This is a genomic window from Erwinia sp. S43 (genome assembly GCF_016624745.1).
Classification (GTDB): domain Bacteria; phylum Pseudomonadota; class Gammaproteobacteria; order Enterobacterales; family Enterobacteriaceae; genus Erwinia; species Erwinia coffeiphila.
In genome coordinates this window covers 87,479-99,896 of the sequence record NZ_JACVTX010000018.1, presented here as the reverse complement: position 1 = coordinate 99,896, position 12,418 = coordinate 87,479, and the positions used below count along the sequence as shown (strand labels likewise).

Annotated in this window: 10 protein-coding genes and 2 rRNA genes; 8 read left to right on the top strand and 4 right to left on the bottom strand. The window is 51.8% G+C overall.

From position 1 onward, the window contains the following. Nucleotides 1–163, top strand: a 23S ribosomal RNA gene (locus IBT47_RS19030); the annotation flags it as partial. Between the two features lie 112 nt (nucleotides 164–275). Beyond that, nucleotides 276–391 (top strand): 5S ribosomal RNA (gene rrf / locus IBT47_RS19025). A gap of 181 nt (nucleotides 392–572) precedes the next feature. On the opposite strand, the gene mobB is transcribed toward rrf, so the two are convergent. Further along, a complete protein-coding gene (mobB, locus tag IBT47_RS19020; protein WP_200562183.1) occupies nucleotides 573–1,100 on the bottom strand; it encodes a molybdopterin-guanine dinucleotide biosynthesis protein MobB in 528 nt (175 codons plus the stop codon). A 14-nt stretch (nucleotides 1,101–1,114) separates the two neighbouring features. Beyond that, complete coding sequence (mobA, locus tag IBT47_RS19015; RefSeq protein ID WP_105594395.1) at nucleotides 1,115–1,699, bottom strand: molybdenum cofactor guanylyltransferase MobA; 585 nt, start codon at nucleotides 1,697–1,699, stop codon at nucleotides 1,115–1,117. A 76-nt stretch (nucleotides 1,700–1,775) separates the two neighbouring features. Here mobA and IBT47_RS19010 point away from each other — a divergent pair, with 76 nt between their 5' ends. The 4 genes from IBT47_RS19010 (at nucleotide 1,776) to polA (ending at nucleotide 7,012) form a co-directional block, all read left to right on the top strand. After that, nucleotides 1,776–2,045, top strand: coding sequence for a YihD family protein (locus IBT47_RS19010; RefSeq protein ID WP_200562181.1), 270 nt, complete (start codon nucleotides 1,776–1,778; stop codon nucleotides 2,043–2,045). A gap of 82 nt (nucleotides 2,046–2,127) precedes the next feature. Then, nucleotides 2,128–3,120: a serine/threonine protein kinase gene (locus tag IBT47_RS19005; protein ID WP_200562178.1), complete on the top strand. Its 993-nt coding sequence runs from the start codon at nucleotides 2,128–2,130 to the stop codon at nucleotides 3,118–3,120. A gap of 48 nt (nucleotides 3,121–3,168) precedes the next feature. After that, nucleotides 3,169–3,798 (top strand): thiol:disulfide interchange protein DsbA, encoded by a 630-nt coding sequence (gene dsbA / locus IBT47_RS19000; RefSeq protein WP_105594398.1) that lies wholly within the window; start codon nucleotides 3,169–3,171, stop codon nucleotides 3,796–3,798. A gap of 415 nt (nucleotides 3,799–4,213) precedes the next feature. After that, nucleotides 4,214–7,012 carry a DNA polymerase I gene (gene polA, locus IBT47_RS18995; RefSeq protein WP_200562176.1) on the top strand — a complete coding sequence of 933 codons (2,799 nt, stop codon included), beginning with the start codon at nucleotides 4,214–4,216 and terminating at the stop codon, nucleotides 7,010–7,012. Nucleotides 7,013–7,528: 516 nt separating this feature from the next. Here polA and yihA read toward each other — a convergent pair. After that, nucleotides 7,529–8,164 carry a ribosome biogenesis GTP-binding protein YihA/YsxC gene (gene yihA, locus IBT47_RS18990; RefSeq protein WP_200562174.1) on the bottom strand — a complete coding sequence of 212 codons (636 nt, stop codon included), beginning with the start codon at nucleotides 8,162–8,164 and terminating at the stop codon, nucleotides 7,529–7,531. Nucleotides 8,165–8,717: 553 nt separating this feature from the next. On the opposite strand from yihA, the gene yihI reads away from it, so the two are divergent. Together yihI and hemN are read left to right on the top strand one after the other, a co-directional pair. After that, the gene (gene yihI, locus IBT47_RS18985; RefSeq protein WP_200562171.1) at nucleotides 8,718–9,248 is read left to right on the top strand and encodes a Der GTPase-activating protein YihI; all 531 of its coding nucleotides are present in this window, start codon (nucleotides 8,718–8,720) and stop codon (nucleotides 9,246–9,248) included. 315 nt (nucleotides 9,249–9,563) lie between these two features. Further along, nucleotides 9,564–10,937: an oxygen-independent coproporphyrinogen III oxidase gene (hemN, locus tag IBT47_RS18980; RefSeq protein WP_200562169.1), complete on the top strand. Its 1,374-nt coding sequence runs from the start codon at nucleotides 9,564–9,566 to the stop codon at nucleotides 10,935–10,937. 64 nt (nucleotides 10,938–11,001) lie between these two features. Here the strand turns inward: hemN and glnG are convergent, their stop codons facing one another. Beyond that, nucleotides 11,002–12,411, bottom strand: a complete 1,410-nt coding sequence (gene glnG / locus IBT47_RS18975; protein ID WP_105594403.1) for a nitrogen regulation protein NR(I) — start codon at nucleotides 12,409–12,411, stop codon at nucleotides 11,002–11,004. Between the last annotated feature and the right edge of the window lie 7 nt (nucleotides 12,412–12,418).

Genomic DNA, 12,418 nt, shown 5'->3' with positions numbered 1-12,418 from the left:
GCGCTGAAAGCATCTAAGCGCGAAACTTGCCTCGAGATGAGTTCTCCCTGATTCCTTGAGGATCCTGAAGGGACGTTGAAGACTACGACGTTGATAGGCCGGGTGTGTAAGCGCAGCGATGCGTTGAGCTAACCGGTACTAATGACCCGTGAGGCTTAACCTTACAACACCAGAAGCGTTCTGGTGGGTGTCTGAGAGACATAAACCAGGATTTCAGCTTGTTCATACGGATTGATTTACGTGGCCTGCGAGGGCGGCGTGAATAACAGAATTTGCCTGGCGGCTTTAGCGCGGTGGTCCCACCTGACCCCATGCCGAACTCAGAAGTGAAACGCCGTAGCGCCGATGGTAGTGTGGGGCCTCCCCATGCGAGAGTAGGGAACTGCCAGGCATCAAATAAAGCAGAAGGCCATCCTCACGGATGGCCTTTTTGCGTTTGCACACCGGTTTATGCCCCTGATGTGGCCCTCTGCCAGCCGGTTTTCCGATTTCCGGCACCCGTTTTCGCTCAAAAATATGCTTCAGTGCGGCTCCGGTGTTACCGGGAGTCTGTTTTACCACCTTATTCAGCATCACGAAAATGGCGTACCCTGATTTATCTGCGTCGACATCCAGACTGCAATAAAATCAGCAACCTCAGCAACGTTGTTTAAATCCAGACAGGCCACATCGGGCTCAATACTAACGTCGCTGGCAACAGCAATCGTCCATTGATCCAGTGGTAAGGGGAGTGGTTTATCTGAACCGGACCGGTGCAGGACAATTTTTGTGACTTCTTCCTGCTTAAATCCTTCCACCAGAATAAGATCTAGCATCGAAGTATCCATTCTGCTGGCAAGATAATGCAGATCGAGCGCGTCCTGTTGTGGCGTTTCTGTCATTAAAGCCCAACGTAACTGACTGGCAACCAGTACCTGATCGGCCCCCGCTTTACGCAGCTCATAACTGTCCTTCCCCGGCGTATCAATTTCCAGCTGATGATGAGTGTGTTTGATCAACCCGCAGCGGATACCCCGTGATTTGAGTTCGGGAATTAACAGTTTAAGCAGCGTTGTTTTTCCTGTGCCGCTCCATGCGGAGATAGCCAGAAGTGGGATCATTATGTGAATTCCTTTCAGTTTTTAAGATCTTCGGGATGATTAATATTATTGAAGGCGGTACCGGCGTTGCTGAACAGCACACCGTGCCCGCCAGCCTGCTGTAAAAAAAGCAGTAGCCTGCGGTCACCACGCTCAAGATACTGACGAAGCTGTTTTGCCAGACTGCGATGCATCAATGCCAGCGCCGGGTGATCCCGCTGTTCAGAACGAGCCCAGACCGCCGGCGCGCCGTTTTTATTACGCCATAGATGCGAAACCAGATTGTCGGGCAGTTGCGGGGTATCACAGGAAGAAAAGGCGATCCATTCTGTATCGGCCTGCTCGAGCGCTGCCAGCATACCCGCCAGCGGGCCGGGAAAATCCGGCATTGTATCGGTGATAACCGGAAAGCCACTCTGTTGATATTCCGCAAGGTTACGATTGGCATTAATCCATACAGTATCAACCTGGGGTTTTAAACGCTGCAACACGTGGTGATAGAGCGGTTGCTGATGCCAAACGATCAGCCCTTTATCCTGGCCTCCCATTCTGCTGCCGCGGCCGCCAGCGAGGATCACTCCGGTGATAGCCGGACGTTCAGAGTTTGAGTTAATAGCCATTCTTTATGTCCTTTACTCAAGTTTGGCGTGTAGATTGATATCGTAACTGAAGTGTATTTATACGGGGAACAACAATATGAAATGCCATCGCCTCAATGAACTTATCAGCCTGTTACAGCCTGCATGGCAGCAGGAACCCGATCTCAATCTTGTACAGTTTTTGCAAAAAATGGCCAATGAGGCAGGATTTAAACAGCCAATTGAAGAACTTACGGATGATGTTCTGATCTATCACCTTAAGATGCGGGGCAGTGATAAAAGTGCGGAAATTCCCGGATTAAAGAAAGACTATGAGGATGATTTCAAGACAGCACTGCTTCGCGCTCGTGGGGTGATTAAAGATTAAATCTGCTCCTGGAGCCGAAGCCACCGGTATTTGATGATATTCTTAGCGGCTATACTTACGCATTTATCAATGAGCCTGCCGGATGACAGAAGCTGCTTTTAACTTCCAAACGCTTACCCCCGATACCATCCTCAATGCATTATGGGATACCGGCCTGCGGGTTGAATCCGGGCTGACGGCGCTGAATAGCTACGAAAACCGCGTGTATCAATTCACTGATGAAGATAAACGCCGCTATGTTGCAAAGTTTTACCGTCCTCAGCGCTGGTCGCAGCAGCAGATTGAAGAAGAACATCAATTCTCCGCCGAACTACTGGCGGATGAAGTTCCCATCGCCGCGGCGTTAAATTTGCAGGGGAAGATGCTGCATCAGCATCAGGGTTTCTGGTTCGCTGTTTTCCCCAGCCTTGGTGGCCGTCAGTATGAAACGGATAACTACGATCAGCTGGAATGGGTTGGCCGTTTCCTTGGACGCATTCATCAGACAGGGCGCAGGGAAACGTTTGTACATCGGCCGACAATCGGTCTTACGGAATATGTCGATCAACCCCTGCAAATACTGGCCAGCAGCACACTGGTTCCTAAGGGGCTGAAGGATAGTTTATTAGCCTCAATCGAGCGGCTACGCACAACTTTACAAAACTGCTGGCATACTCAGTGGCGGCCGCTGCGTCTGCACGGTGATTGCCATCCGGGAAATATTCTGTGGCGGGATGGTCCGCTTTTTGTCGATCTGGACGATGCTCGTAATGGTCCTGCGGTGCAGGATTTATGGATGCTGGTTAACGGCGATCGGCAAGAACAGCTGATCCAGTGGGATATTTTACTTGAAGCCTACAGTGAGTTTTGTGACTTTGATGCTCACGAATTGTCACTGATTGAGCCTTTACGTGCTATGCGGATGGTTTATTATCTGGCGTGGGTCGTTCGCAGATGGGACGATCCGGCTTTCCCAGGTAGTTTCCCGTGGATGACGGATGAGGATTTCTGGCGTCGCCAGATTTCCATATTTAATGAGCAGGACAAGCTGCTGCAGGAACCTCCGCTGCAGCTGATGCCTGATTTCCAGGTGTGATCACCCTTTGGTACGCCTACTGAGTAGTAACTAGGAGAGAGTTTCACGATGAAAAAAATTTGGTTTGCACTTGTCGGTATGGTACTGGCATTCAGCGCATCTGCTGCACAGTTTACCGATGGTCAGCAGTACGTCACGCTGGACAAACCCGCTTCCGGAGAGCCGCAGGTCCTGGAGTTCTTTTCATTCTTCTGCCCGCACTGTTATGAGTTTGAGCGCGTCTGGCACGTTAGCGACGCCGTAAAGAAAGACCTGCCGGCTAATGCAAAAGTGACCAAATACCATGTTGAATTCTTAGGTGGCGACATGGGTAAAACCGTCACTCAGGCGTGGGCCGTAGCCATGGCGCTGGGCGTGGAAGATAAAGTGACTGCGCCTATTTTCGATGGCATTCAGAAAACCCAGACGATTACCGATCCTGCCAGCCTGAAGGATACCTTTGTGAAGGCCGCCGGTATCAAGCCTGAAGATTATGACGCCGCATGGAATAGCTTTGTAGTGAAATCACTGGTCGCGCAGCAAGAAAAAGCGGCTGTTGATGTTGATCTTCGCGGCGTTCCGGCCATGTTCGTTAACGGTAAATATATGGTCAACAACGGTGGCCTGGATACCAGCTCAATGGATAACTATGTTCAGCAGTACGCGAACGTGGTGAAATTCCTGATCGGCCAGAAGTAATTAATCTGCTTAAATCGCCGGCTATCAGGCCGGCTTTTTTTTGTCCGTTTACTAGCAAATCAGACGGAATGAATTAAAATCTATCTCGGTTCTACACCATTCGTTTTCAGCGTTCGTCGCTACGCCTTTAACTAATATCCACATAATAATAATTCCGCTAAGGCCATTTTAAGTTAGCGGTTTTCTGTGTATCGCATTGAATATTATGGTTATAAAATTCATCCCTGTTATTCTCTTTTCGCGAATAAAGAAGAGTTATTGAATTTACACACAAACTTATCCACAGGATAAATTGTCGAGATGCTACGCAAAACGGCAATTGTTCTGTCAATTATGGCCATTGCGGTTTTATCTTTGATATCGAGCTGTGGCATCCTTAACACCAATCCAAAACTAATCAAGAACGTGACGACCTATGGCTCAAATTGCAGAAAACCCGCTGATCCTGGTAGATGGCTCTTCCTACCTGTACCGCGCTTACCATGCGTTCCCCCCACTGACCAATAGTGCTGGTGAACCAACCGGAGCAATGTATGGCGTACTGAACATGCTGCGCAGTCTGCTACTGCAATATAAGCCGAGCCACGTAGCGGTGGTATTTGATGCTAAAGGCAAAACGTTCCGTGACGAACTGTTCGAAGAGTACAAATCCCATCGCCCGCCGATGCCCGATGACCTCCGTGCACAGATAGAGCCGCTGCACACTATGGTGAAGGCTATGGGGCTACCGCTGCTGGCTGTATCCGGAGTGGAAGCCGATGACGTGATTGGTACGCTGGCACTGGCGGCTGAAAAAATGGGGAAACCCGTCCTGATCAGCACCGGCGATAAAGATATGGCTCAGCTGGTCACGCCTAATATCACGCTGATCAATACCATGAACAATGCCATCCTTGGCCCGGAAGAGGTGGTGGAAAAATATGGTATTCCCCCATCGCTGATTATCGACTTTCTGGCGCTGATGGGTGACTCGTCGGACAACATTCCTGGTGTACCCGGCGTGGGAGAGAAGACCGCGCAGGCGCTGCTTCAGGGGCTGGGCGGCATTAAGGATATTTACGCCAATCTCGACAGTGTTGCTGGTTTAACCTTCCGCGGTGCGAAAACCATGGCGGCGAAGCTGGAACAAAACAAAGAGATGGCGCTGCTATCCTATCAGCTGGCGACCATTAAGACTGACGTTGAGCTGGATCGGACCTGTGACCAGTTGACCGTCAATGAGCCAGCGACGGAAGAACTGCTGGCCCTGTTTAAGCAATATGAGTTCCGCCGCTGGATTGCCGATCTTGAAGATGGAAAATGGCTACAGGGTAAAGTGGGCGGAACCTCCTCACAGAAAGCGAAAGCCGCACCTGCTGCTGAAGCTGCCGCCGATGAGGAACAGCCTGCCAGCGTACTGTCATCTGACGGTTACGTCACCATTCTTGACGAAGAGACCTTTGAAAGCTGGCTGCAAAAACTCCAGAGTAGCGAGCTCTTTGCTTTCGACCTGGAAACCGACTCTCTGGATACGCTGAGTGCTAATATCGTGGGTCTGTCTTTTGCTATCGCACCGGGTGAAGCTGCTTATCTTCCGGTAGCGCATGATTATCTGGATGCTCCCGATCAGCTGGATCGCAGCAGCGTGTTGTCACGCCTTAAACCACTGTTAGAAGATAATAACGCGCTGAAAGTTGGGCAGAACCTGAAATACGACCGTGGCGTGCTGAAAAACTATGATATTGAATTAAAAGGTATTCGTTTCGATACCATGCTGGAGTCCTATGCGCTGAATAGCGTGGCGGGCCGCCATGATATGGATACCCTGGCATTACGCTGGCTGAACCATAAAACGGTGACTTTTGAAGAGATTGCCGGTAAAGGTAAGAATCAGCTGACCTTTAACCAGATAGCACTCGAGCAGGCGGCACACTACGCGGCAGAAGACGCCGACGTAACGCTACAGCTGCATCTGAAAATGTGGCCTGAACTGGAGAAAGAGCAGGGGCCTAAAGCCGTTTTCGATCAGGTCGAAATGCCGCTGGTGCCGGTTATCTCACGCATTGAGCGTAACGGCGTGTTGATCGACCAGAGCATACTGGCCGCACATTCAAAAGAGCTGGGGACGCGGCTGGCGGAGCTGGAACTGCGGGCTCATGAGCTTGCCGGTGAGCCGTTCAACCTGTCTTCACCGAAGCAGCTGCAAACGATTCTGTTTGAAAAGCAGGGCATCAAACCGACCAAGAAAACGCCGGGCGGCGCGCCGTCGACCAGTGAAGAAGTGCTTGCCGAGCTGGCCCTGGACTATCCCCTGCCTAAGGTAATCCTTGAGCACCGTGGTTTATCTAAGCTGAAGTCGACCTATACCGACAAGCTGCCGCAGATGATCAATCCGCTTTCTGGCCGCGTGCATACTTCCTACCACCAGACGGTTACAGCGACCGGAAGGCTCTCTTCCAGCGATCCTAACTTGCAAAATATTCCGGTGCGCAATGACGAAGGGCGTCGCATCCGTCAGGCGTTTATTGCTCCGAAAGGGCACGTCATCGTCGCCGCCGACTATTCCCAGATTGAACTGCGCATCATGGCGCACCTGTCTCAGGATAAAGGGCTGCTGGCTGCGTTCGCTAATGAGCAGGATATTCACCGTGCGACCGCTGCGGAAGTCTTTGGCGTCTCACTGGACAGCGTGAGCGGTGAACAACGACGCAGCGCGAAAGCGATCAACTTTGGTCTGATTTACGGCATGAGCGCGTTTGGTTTGTCGCGGCAGCTTAACATTGGCGCTGGTGAAGCGAAGAAATATATGGACCTCTACTTCGAGCGTTATCCGGGGGTATTGCAGTATATGGAGAGTACCCGTGAGCAGGCCGCTGAAAAGGGCTATGTTGCAACCCTGGACGGGCGTCGGCTGTATCTGCCGGATATCAAAGCCAGCAATGTGATGCGTCGTAAGGCGGCGGAACGCGCAGCGATTAACGCCCCGATGCAGGGGACTGCGGCGGATATTATTAAACGGGCAATGATTGCCGTGGACGAGTGGCTGCTCCAGCAAGCTGACCCCGCTGTGAAGATGATTATGCAGGTACACGATGAACTGGTATTTGAAGTCAGAGCGGATGCCGTTGATGCTGCTTCAGATAAGATTCGCCAACTGATGGAAAGCAGTATGAAACTGGATGTGCCGCTGCGTGTCGATGTCGGCGTTGGCGACAACTGGGATCAGGCGCACTAATCTCTTATGCAATAGGCCGGGTAGTCACTTCTCCCGGCCTGAAACATCGATAAGAAAATAATCTATTTAATCGTTTCAGCTTCTGACCCTGCATATACTGTGGTTACCAGTAACGCTAACCATTTCAGCTAAAAGCATTTTTTAAGTAATTAAGCTACAGAAAGGGCGTCGTTATGTGACGAATGTTGGATCTTGACTGTCGTTTTCTGAAAATTAACTACAAAAAACCCTTTTTAGCGCTCAAAAAATCATGTAGAGTTTATCGCGTAGGGTACAGAGGTAAGATGTTCTATCTTTCAGACCTTTTACTTCACGTAATCGGATTTGGCTGAATATTTTAGCCGCCCCAGTCGTTATGACTGGGGCGTTTTTTATTGTCTGTCGCCTGCATCCTTGACGCCGCAGCTGCGTTAGCTGCGAGCCTTCGCCCCGGCCACTTACTGATGTAAGCTCCCGGGTTCTTATGCTCTTGCCGCCTTGCTGCAACGCCAACTATTCGGCGGCAGATCGTCTATTTCAGACAGTTTCTTCGTCTTCTTCAGTCGCAGGCGGCAGCTCGCGATACCAGCTATCCAGCTTCTGGCTCAGCTTATCCACGCCAATTTTCTTCAGCGATGAGAATACTTCAACATCCACTGTGCCGAGGAAAGATTTCGCTTCTTCACGAACGGCGTTCAGCTGTGCTTTACGCGCCCCGGAAGCCAGCTTGTCGGCTTTAGTCAGCAGTATCAGTACTTCAATTCCGCTCTGTACGGCCCACATAACCATCTGACGGTCGAGATCTTTCAGAGGATGGCGAATATCCATCAGAACTACCAGCCCCTTCAGGCATTGGCGCTTTTGCAGGTATTCTGCCAGCGATCGCTGCCACTTCAGCTTCATCTCTTCCGGCACTTCGGCATAACCATAGCCGGGAAGATCCACCAGTCTGTAACCTTCGGCAACCTGGAACAGGTTGATTAACTGGGTACGGCCAGGTGTTTTACTGGTTCGGGCAAGGCTTTTCTGATTTGTCAGCGTATTGAGCGCGCTGGATTTACCCGCGTTTGAACGCCCGGCAAAAGCAACCTCAATGCCGGTATCGGCAGGCAGATGGCGGATATCCGGGGCGCTGGTGACAAAATGGGTGACGTGATAATTCCAGCCAGACAAAATAAAGTACTCCAGGAAAAAAAGTGAATTGCGTTGATTATACCCTGTATGATCGAAAAGCGCCCGATAAGACATAATAACCCTGGTATTCTCTGTGAGATATTTGCCATAAAACGTGGCGGCACTCTCTGCTTTTTTTTCTTCCAACTATTAAAATATTCTTTAATTTCATGTAATTATTTTTTTCATATCCAAAAAATAACTAAAAATAAAAGCACAGCCTTGATAGTCGGATTAGTTAGTCTACATTTGTAATCAGAAACAGGCAGTTTCACTTCAGGATGAAGCGCTCATTGAGCATCAGGACGATGAAGAGCAGGGAAAGGAGAGTGCGAAGGGATCGCACAGCAGGATGGGAGCTCACCGGGACGTGGGCGCTTTGCAAAGGAAAACCGGGACGTTGGCTGCTAAAATGGATGCTGACACCGTCAGCCCTTCTGTGGAAGGTGCGAAAAAAGGCGACAGGGTGACCTGCCGCCTTTTTTCTTTCTCTGCTTTCTGCTAGATTCCGCCGCAATTCTATACTGAAGATAAACGTCTGAGAGCAGAAACCATGAAGCAACCTGCACGCACGCCACAGGGACAAAAACCTGCTGCAAAAAATAAGCGTAAATCCCGTGATGAACTGAATCAGGAAGCGCGCGACCGTAAACGTGATAAAAAACGTAGCGGCAACGCAACCGGCAGCCGATCTAATCCTGTTGTAGAGAGCCAGAAACCCAGCAGCAGTAGCAAAACTAAAGATCCGCGCATCGGTAGTAAAAAGCCCATCGCACTGGGTGGAGATGCCGTTGCCGCAAAACCGGCTAAGCCCGCCAAAGCACCTAAAGTTCAGCCGGAGAAAAAACCGCGCCTGACGCCGCAGGAAGAACTGGCGATGCTGGAAAATGACGAACGCCTGGACGCATTGCTGGATCGTCTGGAAAACGGTGAGTCGCTGTCCGCGGAAGATCAGGCATGGCTCGATCAGGCCTTGGATCGCATCGACGTACTGATGGAACAGTTGGGCATTGCACTGGATGATGATGTCGAAGACGACGCTGCGGAAGAAGATATGTATCGCCTGCTGAAGGGTGGGAACTGATTTTTTATCTCTGCTCCTGCGGGGGGATTCGCTCTCCATTGTAGGGAAAGGAAGGGTGTGCGTGCCCGGCATTCTGCATCTGATATTGACGTAAATTGAGGCAGGGCAATTCTGCTCTGCCTGTAATAACCGGTTTCTCTGCTGATGATTTGGCCTGGATCAATTATTGCGCTGATTCTGCTGTGCTGGCTGGGGTGGTTGTTCGTTAAACTACAGCGGTTATCGCGCCTGAAAGCACGGCTGCGTAGCAGGATCGTCAGCCGGCCTCTCCCTGTCCCGCGACGGTCTGCCCGAAAGCGTAAAAGGTAGGCGAGCATGCAGATACAGAAAGCAGAATGGGATCTCCCGTTAATTCAGAAGTACAACATCTCCGGTCCACGTTACACCTCTTATCCAACGGCTCTGGAATTCAGCCAGGATTACGATGAAAGCGCTTTTGTACGCGCGGCGTCGCGTTATCCCGATCGGCCACTGTCTCTCTATCTGCATATCCCGTTTTGCCATCAGCTCTGCTATTTCTGCGGCTGTAACAAACAGGTGACGCGTCAGCAGCACAAAGCCGATGCCTACCTGGATGCGCTGGTGCAGGAAATCGCGGCTCGCGCCCCGTTGTTCAGCCAGCGCATCGTCAGCCAGATGCACTGGGGCGGCGGTACGCCGACTTTTCTGACTAAGGCGCAAATCAGCAGGCTGCTGGGTACTCTGCGGCAGCATTTTACATTTGCTGCTGATGTGGAAATGTCGATTGAGGTCGATCCGCGCGAAATCGAACTGGATGTTCTGGATCACCTGCGTGAAGGGGGATTCAACCGTCTGAGTATGGGCGTGCAGGATTTTAACAAGCAGGTTCAGCAAAGCGTTAACCGGGTACAGGATGAGGCAGTGATATTCGCCCTGATGGCCCGGGCGCGTCAGCTGGGCTTTACCTCCACCAATATCGATCTGATCTACGGTCTTCCCCATCAGACGGCAGAGAGCTTTGCATTTACCCTGCAAAAGGTAGCCGATCTTAATCCGGATCGCCTTAGCGTATTCAACTATGCTCATCTGCCAGAACTGTTTGCAGCCCAACGCAAGATCCGCCAGGAAGACTTACCCGATGCGCAGCAGAAACTGGATATTCTGCAGCAGACGATTTCGTCCCTGACCGCTCAGGGCTATGAGTTTATCGGTATGGACCACTTCGCTCGGCATGATGACGAACTGGCTATCGCACAGCGCGCCGGAAAGCTGCATCGCAACTTCCAGGGATATACCACTCAGGGAGACAGCGATCTGTTGGGAATGGGCGTCTCGGCAATTAGCATGATCGGGGATAGCTACGCGCAGAACCAAAAAGAGCTGAAGCATTATTACGCCGCGATTGAGCAGGATAAAACGGCGCTCTGGCGCGGGTTACAGCTCACGGACGATGACTGTATCCGACGTGATGTGATTAAGAGCCTGATGTGCAATTTCTCGCTGTCATTTGCAGCGGTTGAAACGCAGTGGGGAATCGATTTCCAACGCTATTTTGCGGACGATCTGCACCAGCTGCAGCCGCTGATTGCCGACGGGCTGGTGGATAGCCACCAGAAGGGCCTTCAGATAACGCCTAAGGGGCGATTGCTGGTAAGGAATATCTGTATGTGCTTTGACAGCTATCTGCGCCAGAAAGCCCGCAGGCAGCAATTTTCGCGAGTGATTTAATTCAGCCAGTAAAAAGGGCGAGCCGCAAGCGGCTCGCCCGGTGCATAACCGGCCAGAATAGACGTTATTCCATTCCCAGTTCTTTCAGCTTGCGGGTGAGCGTATTGCGTCCCCAGCCAAGCAGGCGAGCAGCTTCCTGCTTGTGGCCCTGAGTATGGCGCAGTGCGGTGGTCAGCAGCGTGCGTTCCATTTCCGGCTGTGCTTCGGACAGCAAATTTTGATGACCGGAACGCAGCGCTCTGTCGGCCCACTGTGCCAGTAGCGTGGCCCAGCTATCCGGCAGAGACTGGCTCGGACTGTCCGGCGTCGACGTCTCAAACAGCTCCGGTGGCAGATCCTGGATCAGCACTTCCTGACCGGCCGCCATCACCGTCAGCCAGCGGCAGGTGTTTTCCAGCTGGCGCACGTTACCGGACCAGTGAAGGCGGGTCAGCGCGGTTTCCGTTTCCGGATGCAGAATTTTTGCTTCCACGCCCAGCTCCCGTGCAGCGACCTGCAGGAAATAGCGCGCCAGGCGCGGAATGTCTTCGCGGCGTTCACGCAGCGGCGGTAAATGCACGCGAATAACGTTCAGGCGGTGGAATAAATCCTCGCGGAATTTCCCTTCCTGCACGCGCATTTCCAGGTTCTGGTGGGTTGCCGCGATAATTCGTACGTCCACCTTCACCGGGGCATAGCCACCCACGCGATAAAACTGTCCGTCTGCCAGTACACGCAGCAGTCGGGTCTGAACATCCAGCGGCATATCACCAATTTCATCAAGGAACAGTGTGCCGCCATCCGCCTGCTCGAAGCGGCCCTGGCGAATTTGATTTGCGCCAGTAAATGCCCCTTTTTCATGGCCGAACAGCTCGGATTCAATCAAATCCTTAGGAATCGCGGCCATGTTCAACGCAATAAACGGCGCCTTTGCCCGAGGGCTGTGGCGGTGTAGCGCGTGCGCGACTAACTCTTTACCGGTACCGGACTCACCGTTGATCAGTACGCTGATCGAGGAACGGGAGAGGCGGCCGATAATGCGAAAGACATCCTGCATGGCCGGCGCTTCACCGATGATATCGGTGGTTGGCCCGCTGGCAGGCTGATTGCGCGGCTGCTGCTGTTCCTGATAGTGGCTGATAGCGCGCTCAACCAGCGCTACCGCTTCGTCGATATCAAACGGTTTAGGCAGATAATCAAACGCACCCTGCTGGTATGCGCTAACGGCGGCATCCAGATCGGAATGGGCGGTCATGATAATCACCGGCAGCATCGGATGACGCTGTTTAATCTGTTTCAGCAGTGCCAGTCCGTCCATGCCCGGCATGCGAATATCTGATAATAAAACGTCTGGGGTTTTGGTTGCGAGTGCATCCAGCACCTCATTGCCACTTTCAAATGTGACACAACTTAAACCGGCTCCAGTGAGCGCGCGTTCAAGCACCCAGCGGATGGAGCTATCGTCATCGACGATCCAAACTATCCCTCGTTGCATAGAAACC

What these genes read in the sequence shown, in the direction of transcription:
- mobB (WP_200562183.1), bottom strand. Translation starts at nt 1,100, where the DNA reads ATGATCCCACTTCTGGCTATCTCCGCATGGAGCGGCACAGGAAAAACA.
- mobA (WP_105594395.1), bottom strand. Translation starts at nt 1,699, where the DNA reads ATGGCTATTAACTCAAACTCTGAACGTCCGGCTATCACCGGAGTGATC.
- IBT47_RS19010 (WP_200562181.1), top strand. Translation starts at nt 1,776, where the DNA reads ATGAAATGCCATCGCCTCAATGAACTTATCAGCCTGTTACAGCCTGCA.
- IBT47_RS19005 (WP_200562178.1), top strand. Translation starts at nt 2,128, where the DNA reads ATGACAGAAGCTGCTTTTAACTTCCAAACGCTTACCCCCGATACCATC.
- dsbA (WP_105594398.1), top strand. Translation starts at nt 3,169, where the DNA reads ATGAAAAAAATTTGGTTTGCACTTGTCGGTATGGTACTGGCATTCAGC.
- polA (WP_200562176.1), top strand. Translation starts at nt 4,214, where the DNA reads ATGGCTCAAATTGCAGAAAACCCGCTGATCCTGGTAGATGGCTCTTCC.
- yihI (WP_200562171.1), top strand. Translation starts at nt 8,718, where the DNA reads ATGAAGCAACCTGCACGCACGCCACAGGGACAAAAACCTGCTGCAAAA.
- hemN (WP_200562169.1), top strand. Translation starts at nt 9,564, where the DNA reads ATGCAGATACAGAAAGCAGAATGGGATCTCCCGTTAATTCAGAAGTAC.
- glnG (WP_105594403.1), bottom strand. Translation starts at nt 12,411, where the DNA reads ATGCAACGAGGGATAGTTTGGATCGTCGATGACGATAGCTCCATCCGC.